18 protein-coding genes are annotated in these 24,983 nt (G+C 42.3%); 10 read left to right on the top strand and 8 right to left on the bottom strand.

Going from position 1 to position 24,983, the window contains the following annotated elements:
• Nucleotides 1–165 precede the first annotated feature (165 nt).
• From KUA50_RS03210 to KUA50_RS03195, 4 genes are all read left to right on the top strand, one after another.
• Nucleotides 166–1,605, top strand: coding sequence for a transposase (locus KUA50_RS03210; protein WP_413777421.1), 1,440 nt, complete (start codon nucleotides 166–168; stop codon nucleotides 1,603–1,605).
• 582 nt (nucleotides 1,606–2,187) lie between these two features.
• On the top strand, nucleotides 2,188–3,939 hold the full coding sequence (locus KUA50_RS03205; RefSeq protein ID WP_413777449.1) for an AAA family ATPase: 1,752 nt from the start codon (nucleotides 2,188–2,190) through the stop codon (nucleotides 3,937–3,939).
• 116 nt (nucleotides 3,940–4,055) lie between these two features.
• A complete protein-coding gene (locus KUA50_RS03200) occupies nucleotides 4,056–6,221 on the top strand; it encodes an alpha/beta fold hydrolase (RefSeq protein WP_218458215.1) in 2,166 nt (721 codons plus the stop codon).
• A gap of 93 nt (nucleotides 6,222–6,314) precedes the next feature.
• Complete coding sequence (locus KUA50_RS03195; RefSeq protein ID WP_218458216.1) at nucleotides 6,315–8,582, top strand: S8 family serine peptidase; 2,268 nt, start codon at nucleotides 6,315–6,317, stop codon at nucleotides 8,580–8,582.
• Between the two features lie 453 nt (nucleotides 8,583–9,035).
• Here KUA50_RS03195 and KUA50_RS03190 read toward each other — a convergent pair whose 3' ends face one another.
• The 3 genes from KUA50_RS03190 to KUA50_RS03180 form a co-directional block, all read right to left on the bottom strand.
• The gene (locus KUA50_RS03190; protein ID WP_022111683.1) at nucleotides 9,036–9,398 is read right to left on the bottom strand and encodes a hypothetical protein; all 363 of its coding nucleotides are present in this window, start codon (nucleotides 9,396–9,398) and stop codon (nucleotides 9,036–9,038) included.
• A 632-nt stretch (nucleotides 9,399–10,030) separates the two neighbouring features.
• A complete protein-coding gene (locus tag KUA50_RS03185; protein WP_233524585.1) occupies nucleotides 10,031–10,921 on the bottom strand; it encodes an IS3 family transposase in 891 nt (296 codons plus the stop codon).
• A 50-nt stretch (nucleotides 10,922–10,971) separates the two neighbouring features.
• Complete coding sequence (locus KUA50_RS03180) at nucleotides 10,972–11,319, bottom strand: hypothetical protein (protein WP_218458243.1); 348 nt, start codon at nucleotides 11,317–11,319, stop codon at nucleotides 10,972–10,974.
• Between the two features lie 245 nt (nucleotides 11,320–11,564).
• Between KUA50_RS03180 and KUA50_RS03175 the strand changes: the two genes are divergently transcribed.
• The 3 genes from KUA50_RS03175 to aroC all read left to right on the top strand — a co-directional run bounded on the left by KUA50_RS03175 (nucleotide 11,565) and on the right by aroC (nucleotide 13,786).
• The gene (locus KUA50_RS03175; protein ID WP_218458187.1) at nucleotides 11,565–11,840 is read left to right on the top strand and encodes a hypothetical protein; all 276 of its coding nucleotides are present in this window, start codon (nucleotides 11,565–11,567) and stop codon (nucleotides 11,838–11,840) included.
• A 154-nt stretch (nucleotides 11,841–11,994) separates the two neighbouring features.
• Complete coding sequence (locus KUA50_RS03170) at nucleotides 11,995–12,606, top strand: FKBP-type peptidyl-prolyl cis-trans isomerase (protein WP_022111686.1); 612 nt, start codon at nucleotides 11,995–11,997, stop codon at nucleotides 12,604–12,606.
• A gap of 64 nt (nucleotides 12,607–12,670) precedes the next feature.
• Entirely contained in the window at nucleotides 12,671–13,786 is a 1,116-nt protein-coding gene (gene aroC / locus KUA50_RS03165) for a chorismate synthase (protein WP_218458186.1), read from the top strand.
• 104 nt (nucleotides 13,787–13,890) lie between these two features.
• On the opposite strand, the gene KUA50_RS03160 is transcribed toward aroC, so the two are convergent.
• Nucleotides 13,891–15,444 (bottom strand): peptide MFS transporter, encoded by a 1,554-nt coding sequence (locus KUA50_RS03160; RefSeq protein WP_218458185.1) that lies wholly within the window; start codon nucleotides 15,442–15,444, stop codon nucleotides 13,891–13,893.
• Nucleotides 15,445–15,787: 343 nt separating this feature from the next.
• Between KUA50_RS03160 and KUA50_RS03155 the strand changes: the two genes are divergently transcribed.
• Nucleotides 15,788–16,663: an RNA polymerase sigma factor RpoD/SigA gene (locus KUA50_RS03155; RefSeq protein ID WP_022111689.1), complete on the top strand. Its 876-nt coding sequence runs from the start codon at nucleotides 15,788–15,790 to the stop codon at nucleotides 16,661–16,663.
• 105 nt (nucleotides 16,664–16,768) lie between these two features.
• On the opposite strand, the gene KUA50_RS03150 is transcribed toward KUA50_RS03155, so the two are convergent.
• The 4 genes from KUA50_RS03150 to KUA50_RS03135 form a co-directional block, all read right to left on the bottom strand.
• Entirely contained in the window at nucleotides 16,769–17,443 is a 675-nt protein-coding gene (locus KUA50_RS03150) for a hypothetical protein (protein WP_218458184.1), read from the bottom strand.
• 147 nt (nucleotides 17,444–17,590) lie between these two features.
• The gene (locus tag KUA50_RS03145; protein ID WP_218458183.1) at nucleotides 17,591–18,967 is read right to left on the bottom strand and encodes an MFS transporter; all 1,377 of its coding nucleotides are present in this window, start codon (nucleotides 18,965–18,967) and stop codon (nucleotides 17,591–17,593) included.
• Between the two features lie 15 nt (nucleotides 18,968–18,982).
• Nucleotides 18,983–19,744: a porin family protein gene (locus tag KUA50_RS03140; RefSeq protein WP_022111692.1), complete on the bottom strand. Its 762-nt coding sequence runs from the start codon at nucleotides 19,742–19,744 to the stop codon at nucleotides 18,983–18,985.
• 25 nt (nucleotides 19,745–19,769) lie between these two features.
• The gene (locus KUA50_RS03135; protein ID WP_218458182.1) at nucleotides 19,770–21,143 is read right to left on the bottom strand and encodes a LysM peptidoglycan-binding domain-containing protein; all 1,374 of its coding nucleotides are present in this window, start codon (nucleotides 21,141–21,143) and stop codon (nucleotides 19,770–19,772) included.
• A gap of 151 nt (nucleotides 21,144–21,294) precedes the next feature.
• On the opposite strand from KUA50_RS03135, the gene KUA50_RS03130 reads away from it, so the two are divergent.
• Complete coding sequence (locus KUA50_RS03130) at nucleotides 21,295–22,005, top strand: gliding motility-associated C-terminal domain-containing protein (RefSeq protein ID WP_022111694.1); 711 nt, start codon at nucleotides 21,295–21,297, stop codon at nucleotides 22,003–22,005.
• 140 nt (nucleotides 22,006–22,145) lie between these two features.
• Nucleotides 22,146–24,983, top strand: a complete 2,838-nt coding sequence (gene uvrA / locus KUA50_RS03125) for an excinuclease ABC subunit UvrA (protein WP_218458181.1) — start codon at nucleotides 22,146–22,148, stop codon at nucleotides 24,981–24,983.

Raw genomic sequence — 24,983 nt, 5'->3', positions numbered from 1 at the left:
TCTATGCGCCTATACCGAAATATATATATCTAAAGTTTCGCAAGTGAAAATTCACAAGCGTGATTTAACGTAATTTTGGAATAAAAAAGGCTCTGAAGTTTGTATAACTCACAGAAAATGAGTATCTTTATAATCGCTAAACAATAAAGATAAAACTTCAAAGCCGTGAGCAAATATACAAAAATTATTTCAGATCTGCGAAGCTTTTTCGCAAAAAATGACGATAATCGTGCAATTAAGTGCATTATGGGTGTGATGGAACATATAAATATACGCTCCAGCCAGATTGGAGTAGAGAAGAAAGAGAACTGCAAGTTCACCACTTTGCAGGTACTCAACCTCCTCATGCTCTTCCCGTTCTTCGTAGTCAAGAATGCGAGTCGATACTCCAACTCGTCCTTGAGTAAATTGTTCAATTGTGATAAAGACATGTTCTATCGTTTTATGAATGATGGCAACGTCAAGTGGCGCAAGTTACTATATGCAATGAATCTTCAGCTGATAAAGAAGATATCAAGCAGCACAACTGTTCATCATGACAAGCCGGTTTGTTTGATTATTGATGATACTGATGCACCTAAGACTGGTATGACGACCGAACTCATAGGAAGAATCTGGTCTCATGTTCATCAAAAGAGCATCCTTGGTTATAAGTGTCTGACCATGATGTTGTCCGATGGCGTTAGCCAGCTCTTTCTCGATTTTTCTCTTCATGGTGAGGAGGGAAAGGACAAGCAAAAGGTTCAGGGACTTACTGCTAAGCAACGCAAAGCTCGCTATACCGAGGACCACGAAGGGCAAGCGGTAAAAGATCGTGTGGATGAATATCTGATGAAGAAGACAGACAAGGCCATAGATATGGTCAAGTATGCCATCAAGCGAGGTGTTCGCTTTGATTACTTGCTCGTAGATAGCTGGTTTACAAACACTAAGCTTGTGCGTTTCATTTCCAGCAGACATATCAAGTGTCACCTGTTGGGCATGATTAAACTGGGCAAAACCAACTATGCAACGAAGCATGGCAAGATGAATGCCAAGCAAATCATCAAGCACCTGCAAAAGGAGAAGGCATGCAAACACAACAAAATACTTCGCTGTACCTATTGTACAATGGACGTTAAGTTGGATGGTGTGCCAGTCCGTTTGTTCTTTTGCAAACGAGGACGCAAGGGAAACTGGAATGGGTTGTTGACCACAGACCTTTCTCTTAGCTTCCTTGAAGCGTATCGTATTTATGCCAGACGATGGGCTACCGAAGTTGCATACAAGGATTGCAAGACCTTGCTGAACTTTGGTAAATGCCAGTCTGTACATTTTGCCGCTCAAATTGCTAGCTTCACTTTGACAATGATGCAGTATAACATCTTGTGTACAGTGAAGAGATTTGAAGCGTATGAAACCATCGGTGGTCTCTTTACAGAGGTTACCAATGACACTCTCGAGTTGTCCGTAACGGACAAGATATGGGCTATCATTTTGGACTTCGTTCTGGAAGCAGCAGAGCGTTACTCTATAGATGCTACAGAGTTGCTGGCAGATTTCATCGAAAGTAATCCTGTTGCCCATACGCTACGTAATATGTATATTTATAAACAAGCAAGTTGATATTTATTCACTTGCGAAACTTCAGTATATATACTGCATCATTGATTATCAACAAAAATGGATGCTGTTTTATGCAACTTTTAGACTTTACAATCTACTAGCATAAAACCCTTCATCCTTCATCTATCCCTTGGAATCCCCTGTGTTTATCGGGGTTTCAGAGGGTGAATGGCACAATTCCACCCTTCATCACCCTTCATTCTCGATGGTAAGTAGCTCCGCGTTGACACCTCGCATCGCTCAACCTAGAGCAGTTAAAAAGGCCAGAAACAAGCATCTCTTGAAGTTAAAGAAGACTTGTCATAATGAATTCGATTCTGTATGGTTGGCACACCCTTAAAGGTAGGGAGTTAAAATCAAGTTAAAATTTGGCACGTTTTTTAGGCTCCTGGGAGATTGTCCGTGGATAGCCAATATCTCATGAGCCACTTTTCTTTGCACAAAAATACAAAGAAAAGTGAACATGGTAAAATGTTTAACATATCTTTTGAAGAGTTTCTTGTTCTTTCGGAAAATTATCCTTATTTTTGCAGAACAATATAAAAAAGGTGTAAAAATATGGTAGAGAATCAATCAACGAGCATTCGAAAATATCCCAAGCGCATCCCTTACGGCATGATGAACTTCAAAGCCGTCATCGAGGATGACTGCTATTATGTCGACAAGACTCCATTCGTGGAGAAAATAGAAAGAGCCAACAAGTTCTTCTTCTACCTCCGCCCTCGCCGATTCGGCAAGAGCCTTACTCTCTCCATGCTTGAGCATTACTACGACATCAATCGAGCAAACATCTTCGACAAGCTCTTCGGGCATCTCTACATCGGTCAACATCCCACACCCGAGCACAACAAATATCTTGTCATCAAGCTCAACTTTGCAATAGTAAATACAGAACTAAATGACTATAAAAAGGGATTAGACGACCATTGTCGCATAGCCTTTAATTTTTTCTGCGATGTATATGCGCAATATTTACCGAAAGGCATCAAAGAAGGTATGAACCAACTGGATGGTGCGGTCAAGCAACTGAACTTTCTGTGCCGTGAATGCGAGAAGACCAATGCCAAGGTGTTCCTCTTCATCGACGAATACGACCATTTCACCAACAAGATTCTTGCTGAACCCAACTGTCTGGACAAATATCGCAAAGAGACTCATGGCGAGGGATACTTGCGCACTTTCTTCGACACGATCAAGGCTGGTACAGATTCTACCATCGCCCGTGTATTTGTGACAGGAGTCAGCCCTGTCACATTAGACGACCTGACCAGTGGATTCAACATCGGCACCAACTACACTCTGAGTGCCCAATTCCATGAACTGACGGGATTCACAGAGAAAGAAGTGCGTGACATGCTCGAATACTACTCCACCCAATACGAGTTCAACCATACCATCGACGAATTGATAACAATCATGAAGCCATGGTACGACAACTATTGCTTTGCACTCAAGAAGTACGGCAAAGTGACGATGTACAACTCCAACATGGTGCTTTACTTCATCGACAATTATGTGAACAATGATTGTGAGGTGCCCGACCACATGATAGACGAAAACATCCGTACCGACTACAACAAGCTCCGCATGCTCATCCGCAGAGACAAGGAGTTTGCCCACGATGCCTCTATCATCCAGCAACTGGTGCAGCAAGATTACATCACAGGCGAACTCAAGTCGGGATTTCCTGCCGAGCTGATAGGCAATCCCGACAATTTCGTCAGCCTATTGTTTTACTTCGGAATGGTCACCATCGACGGAACATCCAAAGGAAAGACCAAATTTATTATTCCAAACGAGGTTGTGCGCGAGCAGCTATTTACTTATCTGCTCGATACCTACAAAGAAAACGACCTCTCATTCGACAGCTACGAAAAGAATGAGTTGGCAAGCAATCTTGCTTATGATGGCAAATGGAAGGCATACTTCCAGTACATTGCCGACAGCCTGCATAAATACGCCTCCCAACGAGACCATCAGAAAGGGGAGTATTTTGTGCATGGCTTCACGCTTGCCATGACTTGCCAAAATCAGTACTATCGTCCTATCTCCGAAAAAGATACTCAGGAAGGATATGCTGACATCTTCCTATGTCCGCTGCTCGACATCTATAGCGACATGACCCACTCTTATATTGTGGAACTCAAGTACGCCAAATCGAAAGATACTGACGCACACATCCAACAGCTTTTCAAAGAAGCCGAGGTTCAAGTGAACCGCTACGCTCAAAGCGAAGTGGTCACTTCCGCCGTGAAGACCACCCAACTTCACAAGATTGTCGTCATTTACAGAGGTACTGAGATGGTGGTGTGTGAAGAAGTTGATAATCAATAACTCCCATTTACATTTTCTCTCTTCACCCAGCCATATTCAAATAGGAATAAGCGCTATTCAAGTTGAGAATAAACGCTATTGTTGTTAAGAAAAAAACTCTAATAAAATTAAATACAATGATTAAAGCAATGATTTTAGCTGCAGCTGCACTCACGATGAGTACCACTACAGTTGATGCACAAACTATGATTCAAAAGAATGAGATCAAGGTAGAAAACCACCTGATGACTCCTGAGGCTCTCTGGGCTATGGGACGCATCGGTGCAGCCGAGGCTTCACCTAACGGCAAGCAAATCGTTTATCAGGTAGGTTATTACAGTGTGAAGGAAAACAAGGGTCATCAGATGCTCTTCATCATGGATGCCAACGGTAAGAACCAAAAAGCGCTCACCACTGATGCCAAAAGCGAAAGTGATGCTGCCTGGATAGCCGGTGGACAAAAAATTGCTTTTCTCCGGGAGGGACAGCTCTGGAGCATGAACCCAGACGGAACCGACCGCAAGCAGTTGACCAACGATAAGTTAGGCATCGAGGGATTCAAATTCTCTCCAGACGGTAAGAAGGTCATCCTCATCAAGGAGTTGCCTTATCATGGCACCATCAAGGAGAATCCTTCAGACCTGCCACTCGCCACTGGTCGTCTGGTAACAGACATGAACTATCGCCACTGGGATCACTATGTGGAGAGCATATTGCACCCTTTTGTTGCTGATGTCACAGAAAACGGCACCATCAACGAGGGAGAAGATATTCTGAAAGGTGAACCATTCGAATGTCCTATGGCACCATTCGGCGGTATCGAGCAGTTGGCCTGGAGCCCTGATTCAAAGACTATCGCCTATACCTGTCGCAAGAAAGAGGGCGTTCAGTATGCCATCTCTACAGACTCAGACATCTACTTATATAATATAGGTACGCGCGAGACCAAGAATCTCTGCAAGGAGGCTGGTTATGTAGAGCCAAAGATTGATGCAACCAAGAGCATGAAGAATCAGGCTGTCAATGCTCCTGAAAATCTGAAAAACAATCCTGGTTACGATACCAATCCACAATTCTCTGCTGATGGTAAGTACATCGCATGGCAAAGCATGGCACGCAATGGTTATGAAAGCGACCGCAACCGTCTTTGTGTTTACGAACTGGCTACGGGTAAGAAAAACTATGTATCAGACAAGTTTGACTCCAACGTAGAAGGATTCGTATGGAACAAGGACAACAAGAGCCTTACTTTCATCGGTGTTTGGCACGGAACCCTGAACCTCTATCAGGCCAACTTCAAGGGCGAAGTTAAACAGATCACCAACGACTGGGCTGATTATGGTAGCGTAGCTTTGGCAAATAATGGCAACAAGATTCTCGCTACCCGTGCAAGCATGAGTCATCCTACCGATATCTATATCGTTACCCCTGGTAAGGATGCCAAAGGTACTAAGGTAGAACAGATTTCTCACGAGAACGACCATATTCTGAACCAGTTGAACCTCGGAAAGTGCGAACAGCGTTGGGTAAAGACTACAGATGGTAAGCAGATGTTGGTATGGATTATGTTGCCATCCAATTTTGATGCTACCAAGAAATACCCTACCCTTCTCTTCTGTGAAGGCGGTCCTCAGAGCCCTGTAAGTCAATTCTGGAGCTATCGCTGGAATATTCAGATCATGGCTGCCAACGGTTATGTAGTGGTATTGCCTAATCGCCGTGGTCTTCCAGGTTTCGGTAGTGAATGGAACGAGGAAGTCTCTGGCGACTGGACCGGTCAGTGTATGAACGACTATCTCTCTGCTATCGATGATGCAGCAGCCAATCTGCCATACGTAGATAAGGATCGCTTAGGTTGCGTCGGTGCAAGTTTCGGTGGTTTCTCTGTTTACTATCTCGCCAGTCATCACAATAAGCGTTTCAAGGCATTCCTGGCTCACGATGGTGCTTTCAACCTGGAGAGCATGTACACAGACACAGAGGAGGCATGGTTCTCTAACTGGGAATATGAGGATGCTTATTGGAATAAGGACCTGAGTGGAAATGCCAAGAAGACTTACGAGAACAGTCCTCACAAGTTTGTTGATAAATGGGATACTCCTATCCTCTGTATTCATGGAGAGAAAGACTATCGCATCAATGCCAATCAAGGTATGGGAGCTTTCAACGCTGCCCGTATGCGCGGTATTCCTGCAGAACTTCTCATCTATCCTGACGAGAATCACTGGGTATTGAAACCACAGAATGGTGTTCTTTGGCAGAGAACATTCTTCAACTGGCTTGATAAATGGTTAAAGAAATAAATCCTTTAGTTTTTTAAAAGCTAAAATCTCAAAAAAAACAGGGAATCCTCTTTCACGGGGATTCCTTTTCTTCTTAATCACAATCTTACTTGTATGAAAAAGCTATTACTATATTTGACCTTGACTATATTCTTCGGACATGGAGCCTATGCCCAAAGAGCATGTCTATCCAAACTTTCTCCTATGCTCCGACACTATGTTTTGGAGGAACGCGAGAAAGAAAAACAAACCGTCAATCTTGCCAAAATACATGATGTCAAAGCAAAGAAAACAATAACAGGCATCCCCTCTCCCATGACTACTGCTTTTATCAAAGTGTCGGGAGATGGAAAAAAAGTGCTACACCAGCATGGTGGCAAGGTTTGGGCCAGATATGGTAATATATACATCGCTACGATTCCGCTGAACTCTGTATCCCGTCTATCATCATTACCAGAGATACAACGCATCGAAGCCAACATGAACCCGAAATGTACTTTAGATTCTGTCATCATTCAGACCAATGCTTTACCCGTATATGAAGGTAGGAATTTGCCACAGGTCTATACAGGAAAAGGCGTAGTAATGGGCATTATGGATATCGGTTTCGACTTTACAAATCCGAATTTCTACAACCCACAGATGACAGATTATCGCATCAAGGCTTTTTGGGATCAGATATCTTCAGACACCTTACAGAGTACATTGCCTGTAGGCCGCGAATATATCGGAAAAGAACATCTGCTTGCATTAGGATGTTCGAGAGATGGATATGATAATTCACATGGCACACATACCTTGGGAATAGCAGCAGGAAGCGGATGTGAGGGAGTGGCTTCAGATATTCCTGGCAAATACCACGGCATGGCATACGAAAGCGATATTTGTCTGGTAGCAAATGCGACATCCGAAAATGCTGCATTGATTGATTCTTCCCAAACTTATAAATTTACTTATGCCATGGATGCCTTAGGATTCAAGTATATCTTCGATTATGCGGATCAGGTAGGTAAACCATGCGTCATCTCATTTAGCGAAGGAGCTGGACAGGATTTTGATGGAACAGACTTGCTATATGGCGAGATTTTAGATAGTCTGACCCGCATTCCCGGTCATGTATTGGTATCTTCAGCCGGCAACAATGGTCAACAATATTACTATATGCATAAGCCATTGGAAAAAGAAAGTGCGGGCTGTTTTGTGAATAGTGCCAAACCATACGTCTATCACATCGCCAAATCATCTCAGCCATTTACTTTGCGCACCACCATTTATGAAGAAAGAACGCGTCCTCATATCTTTGATGTGAATACCGAGCATATTTTAGCTACTGCCGACTCTACCCTGATTGACACAGTAGAGGTGGCTGGAAAAAGGTATGTCATGATGATGGGGGCATACCCTTCCTGTTATCAGAAAGAAGAAATATGCTATGACTGGATGGTGAAAGCCTTAGACGAAAAAAATGTGGGTTTAACCAACCATATATCCTATCAGGTAATGGGCAAAGACGCAGATGTTCAAGTATATCATGGTTCGGGCAATATGTATATCAGCTCAGTAGATCCGTCACTTGCTGACTGCGAGAAGTCGCATAGCATCAATTCCCCTTCATCTTACCCGAGTGTGATCTGCGTAGGTGCCACCATCAACCATACCGGCTATACGGATATAGAGGGAAAATATAAGCAGTCTGAAACACTGTCCATCGGAGCACTTGGAGCCTATTCGTCAATAGGACCAACCTTCGATGAACGAATCAAACCAGATGTAATTGCACCGGGCAGTACGGTCATTTCATCCTATAACTCATTCTATGAAGTATGTCATCCCGACAACTGGGACAGGGACACCCGCATTTCCAGTTATACCTATCAGGGAAGAAATTATTTTTGGCATTCCAATAGTGGTACCTCTATGGCTTCTCCGGTTGTGGGCGGAGCAATTGCCCTATGGTTAGAAGCCAATCCGAGTCTAAACAGTCAGGATGTTTTGGATATTATCAAGAAGACGAGCATTCCTTTAGACAAAGAACAAGATATACCAAACAACCTCTGGGGATATGGAAAACTGGATGTTTACCGAGGACTATTGGCTGCTTTGAACCTGGACGGAATATCAGATATCAGTACTTATCTACCTCAAAAAGCTCAAATCGGTATGGACAGGAATAAGATATGCATCAATCTCACAGAAAAAGCCACTCAAGATTTTAGGGTTTCTGTCTATAACTTATCTGGAATAAGAATGAAAGTGGAAAAGATGCAATCAGGAGAAATGGAATATCTATGTGACATATCAGAATTGCCTACGGGCATCTATATCATACAACTATCTGGTTATCAAGCTATTCAAGGATCATCGCTGATACGAAAAAAGTAATTTCCAACCATCATTATAAATAGGTATTTGGATAAAACCCCCATTTTTAGGTATTGCAGCAATCGAAAAAACTTCGTACCTTTGCAATCGTTAAAAGCAGAGGCTTAACCTATAAGTGATAATGTTTCATGCAGATGAATGATTGAACCTTATAGCTGATTTGAAACTTTTAGATGGATTAGTTAAGTTAGATAATAGTAATATCGAATCTTGTTCGCTAATTAAATAAAATTCATAATGTTTTTGTATAATAAGCAAGAGGGAGTCCGTGAGGATTCCCTTTTTTGTTTTCTATTGAGAACTATCAAGTTTGAATATAATCAATTTGAAAACAATTAGATTGGAAACAATCATTTTGAAGACAAAAAAACTGTGTGCCAAAAAGCTGACACACAGTTTCTCAAAATTATCTCTCTCTTATTATAATAATTTCTTCTTTTGTTTCAAGAATCATTACTTGATGAGACCACGATTCTTGAGAGTTGCATTGAGCAACATCAAATACTTGCGATACTGCTTCTCAGAAAGAATAGTATGCATGTATTTCAAATCCTTATTAATAGCCTTACCTACCATTGCATCACGCTCCTCAGCTGGAGCAATAGCAGCATTCATCATCTCTGCAGTGAAGTTCTTATGAACATCTGCTACAGCCTCAACCTGATCAATGTTAAGAGACAAAGCATCAGCCAAAGGACCCATCTTGATATTCATGTTGTAAGCAGCTGTTGCTGCTGTTGCACTTGCGTTCTCATCTGCTGCAAAAGTAGTTGTCATACTCAACAATGCTACTGCCAAAACTACTAACTTTTTCATAATCTTTTTACCTTTCTTTACTTTGTGAGCCTACCAATTGTGTTAATGATTGGCATTTCCTTACCCGAAGGATTAGCTCGTTTTACATTATCCTAATTCTTTTTGTCTTTTTCTTTTTGACGATGCAAAGATACGAACTTTCTACTGTGCCCGCAAACAATTTATTAAAAAAGTTGCCAAAACCCTTTCTTTTTTGATTTAAATCAAAGAACCATCCTCTTTTTTCTAACATATCGTAGCTTTTATTTTACTTTTTATTTAAATATGTAAGAAAACAGTATATCTATACAGAATCTTATAAAATAAAGCCTTTTTATATTGCCCAGATTGTAGCTATCGGTTTGGGCACTTGTTGCCCATCGCGTGAGCAACGGTTGCCCGTCTCTTGTTCACCAGCTCCCCATCACGTGTTCCCCGAGGGATCTGTAGTTTCCTATATTTAGTTGACTACATAGTTCCTTATTCCTATTGTAAGTTGACAATTATTTTCTCTATTCCTAATTCTACTTGTCAATCTTCTATCTTATTCCTAGTTAGTATTTACATACTTCATTCTAGTTCCTAATAGAAGTAGACAAAGGACCCACCCCTAGGGGTGGATCGCGGTTTTTACAATTTTGCTGCAAAATTAATCATTTTTCCTGAACTGACAAGGATTTTATGTACTTTTCCCTATAACTTGTCCAATTTTTCTTTAAACTTCCCTTTTGTTTCGCAGCTTCCTTTGGTGTTAGCATCCCGATACTTCCATGAGGGCGTAACTCATTGTAAAAGTGTACTGCCCTTTCTAAAGCCTCTTCTACTTCCTGTAAAGAAGTAAAAGAAAGCCCCATGAATAACTCGTTCTTCAACGTGTTATTGACACGCTCTGCTACAGCATTATCCTTCGGATTGCCACATTCTGTCATGCTAGGTATGATACCGTATTCCCTTAGTAATTTGATGTATTCGTTACTAGCATATTGTACACCTCTATCGGAATGATGGATTGGTGTAATAATATCCTTATAACTTTCCATGCGCATTAAGGCCATGTTTAGGGCTTTCAAAGGGAACCTGGTGGAGAGTGACTCACCGACAGAATAGCCAATGATTTCTTTTGTGTAATAATCCGTAATCAAAGAAATGTAGCAGAAATGATAAGTGCCTTGTTCGGCATCATCCCAAATCTTCTGATATGTAATGTCGCTCACCCAAACTTCATTGGGTGATGATGGTATCAGTTCTTTTATCTTGTTGGGGTATGTGGGTAACCCATGACGAGAGTCCGTTGTACGAGGTTTTCGGTTGGAAGAACGCACTCCCAACTTGTACCTTGATATTATATCCTCGAAACGGCAATGTCCCATGGCGTTCTCTTCTCCAAACTCCTTGCAATACATCAGCCAGAGTTTACGACCGCCGATACCTGGATCTTGCTTTCTAATAGACTTAACATACTCTATTACAAACGATTCCTCTGCCAAGGCTGCAAGCATATTGTCTTCGTGCTGATAATACGCTTGACGAGTAAACCCAAACAGTTTACAGAGGCCAGAAACACTATAGTTTTTGTCCTCTGCACGAAGTTCCTTTACTGTTTGGGTCCAGATTTTTTTCGCACAGGAATCTTATAAAGACGCTCTGCAATATCAATCATCTTGTTATAGGCGGCAGCTGCCATCTTTGCCTCATGGAGTTCTTGCTCCATAGCTGCCAAGCGTTTCTTCAATTCAATGTTCTCCTGCGAGAGATTTTCTGGTGTTGCATTTTGCTTCATTTCTTCTACGATTTGTGGATTATTGGTTGCAAAGTTACCAAGAATTCTGTAAACTGAAGTACTGCTAATTGACATTTTTGCCATAATTTCTCTAACTGGTACATGATACTGATAATAACTGCGAGCTATGCTCAACGCTAAATCCATTTTGTCTTTGTCCATATTTGTTATTTTTAAGTTGATTTATACTGTGTCAACTTTTTCTAGGACAAGACAATCGCTTGATGGTCATGGTAGGAACGCGGTTTCAATATTCAAGGAGAAGAGTATGTAATCAAGAATATAAAGGGGAAATATAGCAAAGTGGAATAATTTCTTTCACATTCTTTGCCGATTGTCGATTTTTTATTGTACCTTTGCAGTCAATGTGCAAACACCTATATATATAATCATGTAGAATAAGATATATGGAAGAACAAAATCATATAGACAAAGCGCTTGCTTTCATAGAGAGTCTGGAAAAGTTAGGAAACCAACTCAAAGCTGCGGAAGAACACCAGAAACATCTCTTAGCTCGCATGCTTGAACTTAAGAAGGAAAATCTGTTGGATTCTGAGGAATATGGACAACTCGCGCAACAAAGCAAGAGCTTGCAAGACATCATTGACAAATGGCGCCCTATTTATCTGGAGCGCATGGAAATGGTAAAAGGAGTTCAGAAAAGAAAAAGAACCAAGAAATAAACCATTTGGTTCTTTGTCCTTTTGGACTTTTCATATACTGGGGTAATCTTCTAAATTATCAATAAAGAAACCACAGTAAAAATCAAAGATCCAAAACTGTTAGCAAAAAAATAAATGGTAAAAAGTGACTATAATAAAATAAAAAATAAATAAAATGGAAGAAACAAAAAACAAATTTATCGTTTTGTCATACTCACTCTATGACACAACAAAAGGTGACGATGGTAACGAAGAGTTGCTTGAGAAGACTGCTGATGAGCGTCCTTTCATCTTCGTAAGTGGTATGGGTGCTACTCTCCCTTCATTCGAGGAGCAGGTAGTCAACCTCGAGAAAGGTGCTGAGTTTGACTTCGAATTGACACCAGACCAGGCATATGGTGAGCATTTCGACGAGCGTGTCATCGAACTCGACAAGCAAATCTTCACTATCAACGGTCAGTTTGATGCTCAGCATGTACAGGTTGGTGCAGTAATTCCTCTCCAGAACGAGGATGGTAACCGTTTCTTAGGTCTTGTATTAGCTATCTCAGAGGACAAGGTTAAGATCGACCTCAACCACCCATTGTCAGGCAAGAAGCTCAACTTCTGTGGTGAGGTTTTGGAAAACCGCGAGGCTACTGCAGAAGAGGTTGCACACATGGCTAAGCTCCTGAGCGGTGAAGGTCAGCAGGGTTGCGGCGGTAGCTGCGAGAACTGCGGTGGCGACTGCAAGGATGGAAATTGCGAAGGTGGCAACTGCGAGGGCGGTTGTGACTGCAATAAATAATCATACAATATGAAGATGGGGCTTTCATGCCCCATTTTTTTCATGACAATAAACCCATAATTTTATGAGAAATACTTTTGGCAATCTCTTCACGCTTACCACTTTTGGCGAAAGCCATGGTATAGCAGTAGGCGGTGTAATTGACGGCTTCCCTGCTGGCATCGAAATTGATATGGATTTCATTCAGAGTGAACTGAATCGTCGCCGACCAGGACAAAGTCATATTACAACTTCCAGAAACGAAGCTGACAAAGTGGAGTTTCTCAGTGGCGTTTTCGAGGGTAAATCCACAGGAACACCTATCGGATTCGAGGTAAGGAACACCAACCAGCATTCACAGGACTACGAGAACATGCGTTGTCTGTTCCGTCCTTCTCATGCAGACTATACTTATCATGAGAAATATGGCATCCGCGACCATCGCGGCGGAGGTCGTTCTTCTGCCCGTATCACCATCGCCAGATGTGTAGGAGGAGCTCTTGCTAAATTGGCACTGCGTCAACTCGGCATCAGCGTCACCGCATACACATCACAAGTTGGCAATATCGCCCTTAACAGAGACTACCGGAAGTATGATCTTACAACTATCGAAGACAATATCGTACGTTGCCCTGATCAGGAAAAAGCTAAACAGATGGAAGATCTCATCGCCAAAGTAAAATCAGAAGGTGATACCATTGGAGGAGTTATTGCATGTGTTATCAAGGGTTGTCCTGTTGGTCTGGGTGAACCGGAATTCGATAAATTGCATGCGCAGTTGGGTGCAGCCATGTTGGGTATCAATGCCGTCAAGGGATTTGAGTATGGAGAAGGATTTGAAGGAGTCACTACTCGTGGCAGCGAACAGAATGATGTATTTATTCCTGCCAAGGAAGGTACTACTCATCAGGCCATTACTCCTACTGACGGACAGGATGTTACTACGACAACCAACCATAGTGGAGGCATCCAAGGTGGTATCAGCAATGGTCAGGACATCTATTTCCGCATAGCATTCAAGCCCGTAGCTACGATCTTGACAGAACAGCATACAGTAGATCTGGAGGGCAATCCTACCCTACTGAAAGCCCGTGGTCGTCATGATCCATGTGTCCTGCCTCGTGCAGTACCTGTTGTCGAAGCAATGGCAGCAATGGTCATCCTCGACAATTATCTTTTGAATAAAACCGTAAGACTATAATAAGAATAAACGCTGCAGAATTCTAACAAAAAATTCTGCAGCGTTTATTCTTATTATGCAGTTATAAAACTCTCTCACTGAGAGAGAGAGTTTTCATATATTAATTATGCAGTCATTTGCTTCAACTTCTTGAGAAGTGCAAACATAACAACAGCACTTACCAAGCACAAAGCTATCAAGATGCCCCAGTTATACATCAAAGGAATCTTGTTCCACAACATAGATGGGATAGAACTCAAATAGTTACCTATTGCTGTAGAAACAAACCAACCACCCATCATCAAACCCTTATACTTTGGAGGCGCAACTTTAGAAACAAAGGCAATGCCCATAGGAGAAAGCAACAACTCAGCCAGAGTCAGAGTAAAATAGGTAGAAATCAACCAACCTGGAGACAAAATACTCTGGGTATTATCTCCCAAATCCATAGGTGAAATCAAACCAGTAGAAGCTAAAGTAATGACACCGAAACCAAGAGCAGCAACCAACATACCCCAAGCTATGCGAGTAGGAGCACTAATCTCCTTACCTTTCTTGGTAAGAGTACCGAAGAACAGCATGCTGAACGGAGTGAGCGATACCACGAAGAATGGATTGAACTGTTGGAAATCTGAAGGCTGACCCATAGTCGGATTATCCATACTCAAGAACAATGCAGCAGCAATGGATAACAAAACGACAGTAGAAATACCACAGATTATACGGTTCTTAGAACTCTTAGACTGGAAAGCACCAAATCCTGTATAAACAGAAAGAGCAATCAGAGCAAGACTGAAAATATTGAACCATACACGCATACCACCGGAAATGGTAAGATTAGTATATTTTTTTGCAAAGAAAGTCAAAGCAGAACCATTCTGATGGAAAGCCATCCAGAAGAAGATAACCACAGCGAAAACTAGTAACAAAGCGATTACACGATCTTTTTCCTGTTTAGGAGTAAGAACCTCAACATTAGCATCATTCTGCTCTTTAGCCTGCTTAGCTGTTACATCAGCATGCTTAAACCAAGCGCGACAAACAAAGTATATAACTGCAGAAATAATCAAAGATACACATGCAACACCAAAACACAAGCCATAAGCACCATACAAAACTTTCAAGTAATTAGGATCTAAATTGGAAGCATCATACACCATACCGTACTTACCAAGATAAACATTGGTAATCCACTTAGCCATAGAAGGGGCAAACATAGCACCGATATTAATGGCCATATAGAACAAACTAAAGGCATCAATACGTCTAGAAGCATACTTCGGATCATCATAAAGATTACCTACAAGCACCTGCAAATTACCCTTAAAAAGGCCAGTACCCAAAGACACACAAGCTAAACCTGCATACATGGCATACTCACCAGCAGCGTTAGCCTCTGTAGGAATTGCCAATCCTAAATAACCCAAAAACATGGTAGCAAAGCCTATGGTTACACACTTTCCATAACCTATCTTATCGGCTATCATACCACCAAATAATGGTGCGAAATAAACAACAGCAAGGAAGATGGCATACACCTGTCCTGCATGAGACTCTGTCCATCCAAACTTAGCCTGCATGAACAATGTAAAGATGGCAAGCATGGTATAATAACCAAAACGCTCACCAGTGTTGGCCAATGCTAAAGCATAAAGACCTTTAGGTTGATTCTCAAACATAATAATTTATTTATTTTTTCACTTGTTTTTCAGTTTGCAAAGATACGGAAAATCTTTGAATATACAAACAATATGCACTATTTTCATCAATTTTACCTCACTTTTGTTGTAAAATCATGTAATAACTTAGGCATATTTCCAATTCTTTTACTTATAATCAACGAGATAAAAAATAAAAATATCCCAGAAGATACACAATAAAATCAAACTTTTTCGGTTTATATGACAAAGAAGTTGCAGTTTTTTTGTAATTTTGCACCCCGAAACAGGTAATATCGGTTTCAGCGATAATAAAACAGATAATTTAATAGACAATTAAATACAGGTAAAAAGATAAATATTTATGAGACAACTTAAGATTAGCAAGAGTATAACCAACCGTTCCAGTGAAGCACTTGACAAGTACTTGGTGGAGATTGGTCGTGAACCTATGGTCTCTATTGATGAGGAGATCGAACTCGCACAGAAGATCCGCAAAGGCGGTCGCGAGGGTGAGCGTGCTAAAGATAAATTGGTGAAAGCCAACCTCCGCTTCGTGGTTTCTGTAGCAAAACAGTACCAGCATCAGGGCCTTTCGCTCACCGACTTGATTGATGAGGGAAATATCGGACTTGTAAAGGCTGCCGAGAAATTTGATGAGACTCGCGGTTTTAAGTTTATCTCATACGCAGTTTGGTGGATTCGCCAGAGCATCCTTCAGGCTATTGCAGAGCAGAGCCGTATTGTTCGTCTGCCACTCAACCAGGTAGGTGCTTTGAGTAAAATCCAGGCTGAGATTAGTAAGTTTGAGCAAGAGCATCAGCGCAAGCCATCCGTTTCAGAATTGAGTAAGATAACCAACATGGAGGAAACTAAGATTGACCAGACTATCAAGGCTGACAATCACCACATGAGTATCGATGCTCCATTCGGTGGCGAGGATGATGACAATGCGATGGTTGACGTGATGGCATCAGGTGATGACACACGTACAGACAAGCAGGTGGATTTCGAGTCAATGAGCAGTGAGTTGAAGCGCGTACTTGACGCTGTTCTCAAACCTCGTGAGCGTGATATTCTCTGCTATTGCTATGGTATCGGATGCCATGAGAAAGGCTTGGAAGAAATCGGAAGCGAGTTCAATCTCACCCGTGAACGTGTACGTCAGATTCGCGAAAAAAGTATTCTGAAGCTTCGCGACAGTGGTAAGATTAAGATTCTCATGAAATACTTAGGATAATAAAAAAGCTTGGCAAATAAATTTTGCCAAGCTTTTTTTATTTCTCTATTAACTAAAAAGGGTTCCTTTTACTTCATCAAGTCTTGCCTTAATGCTGGATGTAAATTAATGCTGGATGAAATTTCCATCCTTATCTATCAGTCCAGACATACCATCCTTGACAGCTTCAAAATAAGGATATTCATCGCGTAAACAAATCTCATCATAGAGGAAGTCTGCAACAATGGTATCATTACCATCAGGATAAACCAACCCCATCTTGCCATTCTTTTCTGCTATTACAGGCATCAGGCTCAAGTCGTCATTGTAAATATAGCAAGTACGGAGGAAGTCATACTGAGGCGAAAGCATAATCTCACCCGTATGATTCTTCATACCAAACTTACCATTCTGCTCAAATACCTCATGATACTGGATATACTTCTCTTTGAGGCGAAGATAATAGAAAATCATCTTGCGCTTATCATTGACAAATTCCAACATATATTGGAATGTATCACAATAGTTAGCTACAGAGCGGACCAGTATCATCTTCAAATCAAGGCCATCCAATGCCTTTCTATTCAAGTCGATATACTTGGCTATCGCCTTTTCTTTCTCCGGCAAGGTCAAACTTGCCAATCGTTCCTCAAACTTGAGCATGGCAGTTTTAGTACCCGACATACCTTTGATATATCGGTGAATCTGTCTTCCCATTTCTGCACAGACGAACTTGTCAATCTCTTGCTGCTCTATCGGGTCAGCATACTCTTTTATAAGAGCTTCAGGTGTCGTGTTCATGGTTAGTCCTTTCTTTTTATAGATGTTCCTCATCCCACCAATAGGATGAGAGAACATCCGGGTTTATAATTATTTAGTACTCAATATCATTCAAATATGATTTCTGATAAAACGCATCAGAAATCAGCAGACCTTATCAGAGAAATATTATTTCTTGATATTAGGCTCCTGCAAGCCATATCCCTTGCGCTTATCTTCCATCATAAGAAGAATGGAGATTAAGATAGCCACTACACCGAAACCAGCAAAGATGGTCATCGTCTCCGTATAGTCTATCACACCATTAGCCGCAGTGTTAGCCTGATTTACCTTACCAATCCAAACTGGAACAAGAGCCAAACCGATATTCTGAATATAGAAGATAAGAGCGTAAGCAGAGCCTAAGAATTTCATCGGAATAATCTTTGGTACGGATGGCCACATGGCTGACGGAACCAATCCGAAAGCAACACCCAAGATAAGCATCATGATGATAGCCACCACGTACGAATCCATTGGCAAAGCAAATACGATATGCACCAAGGTCAAGAGACAACTGCCGATAAGCATCAAGGTTGCACCCTTACCATACTTATCATATATACTACCGAAGAGTGGAGTCAGGATAATAGTACCGTAAGGCAGCATAGCAGGAATAAAACCAGCTACATCTTCACTTACTCCATACTTGAAAATCATCAACTTGGTAGCAAACTTCAGGAATGGGAACACACCTGCATAGAACATGAGGCAGAGTACTGCAACATACCAGAAACCTGTAGTCTTCACCAAACCTGCCAAATCAGAGAACTTGAATCCCTCTTCCGGTTCCGTTTCAACCGCAGCAACAGATGCATCTTCCTTCTTATCCATCACGCAATAAACAAGATAAGCCATGATACCGGCACAAAGCAGGGCAAGACCTAAGCCTACAGAAGCAGAAACGCTACCCATCATCTTGGCAAATGGAAGAGAAGCACTCAAGGCAGCAGCTGTACCCAGACGGGCCAAAGCAACCTGCACACCCATCGCCAAAGCCATTTCGTGACCAGTAAACCACTTGGCAAGTATCTTGGTTACGGTAACTCCACAAATCTCACTACCTACACCGAAAATAGCAAAACCAGTAGAAGCAAGTACCACTTGGGTCTGATATTCACCAAAGAAAGGCACAGCGATAGTACCCGTAAACTGATTGCTAACCGCATACCATTTTACCAACGCACCAGCAAACATCAATAATGTGGCAATCACACCCGTAAAACGGATACCAAACTTATCCAAGATGATACCACCGAAGAACAGGAGTAGAAGAAATACATTAAAGAATCCATATGAACCAGAAAAGAATCCATATTCATCTGATGTCCATCCGAGTCCTAAGCCGCCATCCTCTTTAGCTGCTGTCAAAAGCGGCTCCAATGGTGACATTACGTCTGTAAAAAAGTAGCCAAACATCATGGTGATAGCCACAATCAGTAAGGCTGTCCAGCGAGCAGACTTAGAGTCGCTCAATTTCTGTTGAAATTTTTCTGTAGTTGTCATTAATCTATATATTTATTATTTTCTCTTTACATCCTTGGTTTTTACGATATCAAAAAGATATGATACTTTGAACACAATCTGACCGAAATTACTTTTTGCGAAGAAATCCCTCTTGGAAGATCCATAGATATTGCCCAATCCATAGTAATAACGAGCCTCAGCTAAGAAATGCCCCACTTTCGGGATACTGTATTCCGCTCCAATGCCTAAAGCTATACCATAGTCAAACTTATTCTCCACTGCCATCGTATCCTGTGCAATGATTCTGTTTACACGGTCATTGTCTGTAGCTGGCAGGCGTTTCGGATCGAAGTTGGTCTTCGTAGATTCACTGAGATAGTAACCGAACTGAGGACCAGCATTAACGAAGATATTCAGTCCACGTGTTTCTCTACCCCATGCTAAATGTGCAAAGATAGGAATCTGAACATAACTGATGGTACGCTCGTATGCCATCGGCTCACCCGTACTGGAAATGATGACCGGAGCATTTTCGATATCCAGGATTTTCTCCTTCCATCCTGCCTGAGCGAAATTCACCTCTCCATAGACAGAGCAGATACTCTTGAAATATTTCTCGCAAACATATCTGAAAGAGAAACCACCGGTCAGTCCTCCATGTTGGCTTTGAGGAATACTGGGAGTAAAGCCCACGCTGCTCATCAAGTAGCCACCATTTACACCTATAGAGAAGTCATTGCGATGTTCACCTATCTGAGCCTGTGCTGTCATACCGCCCAGCATCAGAAACATCACCAATATCTTAATTGCTTTCATTTACTTATCTTTAATATGTCACTTTTTAATAGGTTACCGCCTCTATCTGGCGATTGAATGTATAATGAATCAACTGTAATATCTGGTTACGGTAACCACCCTTTGAAGTCTTGACAAAATGCAGAGGAGTCTGCACAGGAGTATAGTTTACCTGCGTCATCTGCCCTGTGAAATCCTTGCCATACTTATTGACACCCTGAATGAAGAACATCGCCTGATCATAACCAGTGATGGCAAATCGGGGCATCGCTACCTGCATAGGTTGATGGAACCAGATATTGTATTTACTCTCCAAATCTATTGTTTTAGCAGAATTTGCATTATAATAGAATGTGGAAGGGATATAAGTATCATATTTATAGAAGCGGTCGAGATTGTACTTGGCATACATCAACCACTCGGTATAACCATAGAGGGAGATGTCAGCACCAGGATACTTGGCGGTAAACTCATCCAACTTATTCAAAACCTGAGTCAGCTGTGGCGAACGTCCGGTATTGAGTATCACTACATTTTGCTTGGAAGGAACAAACGCCTTGGCAAAATATTCTAATGAAGAATTTACATTGGTCACACTATAAGTAATCTTTCTCTTCTCCAGTTCCTTGCGGAGACCAAAAGTAAAGTTACCCTTACGGGAAGTAGTGTCATTGCAATCCACAAAGATAGGATGTACATTCTTAAAACGGTTCAGGAAAGCCTTGATGCTTGTATCATTGAGCGATTCTGGAGACTGATATACCTGAAAGATTTCCTTGCAGTGATCCACCTGGTCACCATTGATAGAAAAAGGAATCACCATCTTGATGCCATAGGTTTTGCAGAAATCAGCCAATGGTGCCACCTGCTTGGTATAAAGCGGACCAAAAATAAGATCACACTGATTGGCACCTTCCTGTACCAGTGTAGTACGAATATCCGCATCAATAGGTACATTCCAGGCATGAATATTCGTAGAGACACCCTGCTGCTTCAACTTTTCGCAAGCCATCAGAATGCCACGATAAAACTCCACCATGCGCTTGCCGTCACCATCTACATCATGCAGAGGAAGCATCACACCCACATTCACCGTATTGGCTTTCTTCTGAGGAGCCACCTGTTTCTGAGCTGCATGGGTCCGACCTGCCTGAGCAGTTCCACCTGTAGCGGTATTATTCTTCTCGAAAGGAATAAAGATGGTAGCACCCTTCTGGAGCATATATCCTTCCTTCTTCATTTCCGGGTTAGCTTCCATCAGTTCAGGCAGACTCAATCCATACTTATTGGCGATACCGAAAATCGTATCTTTTTTCTTCACCGTATAAATGTCACGCCATTTAGTAGTCTGACAGAACGCTGAGGCATTGAACAAAATCAATCCTATGCCCAACAAGATGTATCTCATTTTTTGTTTCATCTTTTTCGTTGATTTATGTTATTAATCCACAAAATTATGATTTCTTTTGCTTAATTTTATAATTTCATTTGCAAAAATACAAAAAAACTCTCATTCAACCATACTCTAATTCAGAAAATTGCGCTATCTTTGCAGAAATTTACATAAAGACATGAAAATAAAGACGAATTTCATATTATTATTGATGGTGTTTTTAGCCATGGCAACAACCAGTTTCGCAGACGATGCTCCATCTATTGCCCCATCAGTCACCTATACTACAAGTGATGGTGAGACCAGTGAAGACGCATCCTATTCCGGTTCGGCACCTATCAAGGCTGCTTTCAAGGCGAATCCTACTGGCATTACCGGATGGACAGAATACTATGAGTGGCGCATCTATCACGACAATGATACAGAGCCATATATAATAAGGTATGAAGAAAATACAGATCTTGAGTTTAATCAGTCTGGTCTGCACCGCATCATCCTCTATGCCAAATTCACGAAAGATGGACAGGTTATCGAACAGAACAATGAGGATTCTCCTCTCACTCTTACCATCTCTGAAAGTTTCTTGCAGATGCCTAATGCCTTCTCCCCAAACGGTGATGGTATCAATGACATCTACAAGGCGAAAGACGGATACCAGAGTCTGACCGAATTTCATGCATATATCTTCAATCGATGGGGACAGAAACTTCATGAATGGAACGACCCTGCAGACGGTTGGGATGGCACCTATAAGGGTAAGCCTGTGAAAGACGGAGTCTATTTCTGCCTAGTCAAGGCAAAAGGAGCCGATGGCAAGACCTACAACATCAAAAAGGATGTCAACCTGTTGAGGGGTTACATCGAATCAGGTTCTACTGCCACGGAATAACCCCGAGAGCAACAGGATTAGAAAGAAAGGAAATCATTCAAGTCATATTTCCATAAAAAGAAGTATTTCAAGAAGAGAAAAGCTTTTCAAGAAGCATTTCAATACAAAAATAGCATTTCAACAAGAATCAATTAACTTCAATGAATTCAGAAGAAGAAAAGATAAACGTGTGGGGAGCCAGAGTTCACAACCTGAAGAATGTGGACGTAGAGATTCCCCGCAACTCACTGACAGTAATTACAGGACTTTCAGGTTCCGGCAAGTCATCTTTAGCCTTCGACACCATCTTTGCCGAAGGCCAGCGACGCTATATCGAAACTTTCTCTGCATACGCCCGCAATTTTCTGGGCGGCATGGAACGTCCTGATGTAGATAAGATTACAGGTCTCAGTCCTGTCATCAGTATCGAACAGAAGACTACCAACAAGAATCCCCGTTCCACCGTGGGCACAACCACAGAGATTTACGATTACCTGCGTCTGCTCTATGCACGCGCAGGTACAGCTTACAGCTATCATACTGGCGAGGAGATGGTAAAATATACCGAGGAACAGGTCATCGACATGATTCTCAGCGATTACAAAGGCCGTCGCATCTTCCTCCTTGCCCCACTCGTTCGTCAGCGCAAGGGTCATTACCGCGAACTCTTCGAGAGTATGCGACGCAAGGGATACCTACATGTGAGGGTAGATGGGGAAATCATGGAACTCGAAAGAGGAATGAAAGTGGACAGATACAAGAACCACAACATCGAGGTTCTCATCGACAAACTTGCAGTTCGCGATGATGACGAAGAGCGTATCCGCAAGAGTATCACCACTGCCATGAAACAAGGCGACGGCATGGTGATGGTCATTGATAAGGAGAAGGGAGAATCCAAGATTTTCTCCAAGAGACTGATGGACCCTGTTACCGGAATGGCCTACCGGGATCCAGCTCCAAACATGTTTTCCTTCAACTCTCCCGAAGGAGCATGTCCACACTGTAAAGGTTTAGGAAAGGTTAATCAAATAGACCTCAAGAAGGTAATACCAGACGACAACCTCAGCATCTACGCAGGTGGAATCGTGCCTTTAGGAAAATACAAGAACCAGATGATATTCTGGCAGTTACAATCATTGTTAGAGAAACATAATGCCACCATCAAGACCCCTATCAAGGACCTTGATGACGACACCATGCAAGAGGTAATGTACGGCACACTTGAGAACGTGAAGATACCGAAGGAAAAGGCAGGAACCTCTTCCGACTATATCTGCGCCTACGATGGTGTAATCGATTATCTTCATAAAGTAATAGAGAATGACGACTCTACTGCCGGCAAGAAATGGGCAGACCAGTTTATCACCACCATCGACTGTCCGAAATGTCACGGTATGCGTCTGAAACAAGAGTCTCTCTCCTATCGCATCTGGGATAAGAATATCTCAGAAGTAGCCTCCCTCGATATTGATGAATTGCTCGATTGGCTCGAACACGTAGAGGAACATCTGCCGAAGATGAAAGCCAAAGTAGCTCATGAAATCGTAAAGGAATTACGTTCCCGCGTAACCTTCCTCCTCGATGTCGGTTTGAATTATCTCTCTCTGAACCGTCAGTCTGCTTCCCTTTCCGGTGGTGAAAGCCAGCGCATCCGACTTGCCACACAGATAGGTAGCCAGTTGGTCAATGTACTCTATATCCTCGACGAGCCGAGCATCGGATTGCATCAGCGTGACAACGAGCGCCTCATCAACAGTCTGAAAGAACTTCGCGACATCGGCAATACCGTCATCGTAGTAGAACATGACCGCGACATGATGCTTGCAGCAGACTGGATAGTGGATATCGGTCCGAAGGCAGGACGCAAGGGAGGCGAAGTTGTATTTCAGGGAACACCGGCTGAAATGCTGAAGACCCAGACCATCACCGCACAATATCTGAATGGCGAGATGGAAATCAAAGTACCCGAGAAGCGGCGTGAAGGTAATGGCAAGAGCATTATCATCCGTGGCGCAAAGGGCAATAACCTGAAGAATGTAGATATCGAGTTCCCACTCGGCAAACTCATTGTGGTAACAGGTGTCAGCGGATCGGGCAAATCAACACTCGTCAATGAGACGCTTCAACCGATACTCTCTCATCATTTCTACCGTTCGCTCAAGAAGCCGATGCCATACGACAGTATTGAGGGAATAGACAACATCGACAAAGTAGTAAATGTTGATCAGAGTCCTATCGGTCGTACTCCTCGCAGCAACCCTGCTACTTATACAGGAGTATTCAGCGATATCCGTTCACTCTTTGTAGGTTTGCCGGAAGCCAAGATACGCGGTTATAAATCAGGTCGCTTCTCTTTCAACGTTAGTGAAGGCCGCTGTCAGGCTTGTAAGGGAAATGGATATAAAACCATTGAGATGAACTTCCTGCCGAATGTATATGTACCATGCGAAGTTTGCCACGGCAAGCGATACAACCGTGAGACCTTAGAGGTAAGATACAAGGGAAAGAGTATTGCAGATGTGCTTGATATGACCATCAATCAGGCTGTAGAATTCTTCGAGAACGTACCGCAGATACTCCAGAAAGTCAAGGCTTTGCAAAGTGTCGGACTCGGATATATCAAGTTAGGACAAAGTTCCACTACCCTCTCCGGCGGTGAAAGCCAACGAGTAAAACTTGCCACCGAGCTTTCCAAGCGTGATACCGGCAAGACCCTCTATATCCTGGACGAGCCTACTACCGGACTCCACTTCGAAGACATCCGCATCCTGATGGATGTATTGGAGAAGTTGGTAGATAAAGGCAACACAGTACTTATCATCGAACACAATCTCGACGTTATCAAGTTGGCAGACTATATCATCGACATGGGACCAGAAGGCGGACGAGGAGGCGGTCAGTTGCTGTGTGCAGGAACCCCAGAGGAAGTAGCCAAGAGCAAGAAAGGATTCACTCCAAGATTTCTGGCAGAAGAACTCAAGAGAGAAAAGAAATAA

This window comes from Segatella hominis (assembly GCF_019249725.2).
Classification (GTDB): domain Bacteria; phylum Bacteroidota; class Bacteroidia; order Bacteroidales; family Bacteroidaceae; genus Prevotella.
Note: the sequence above shows the minus strand (reverse complement) of the source record. Positions and strands in the feature narration are given on the sequence as shown.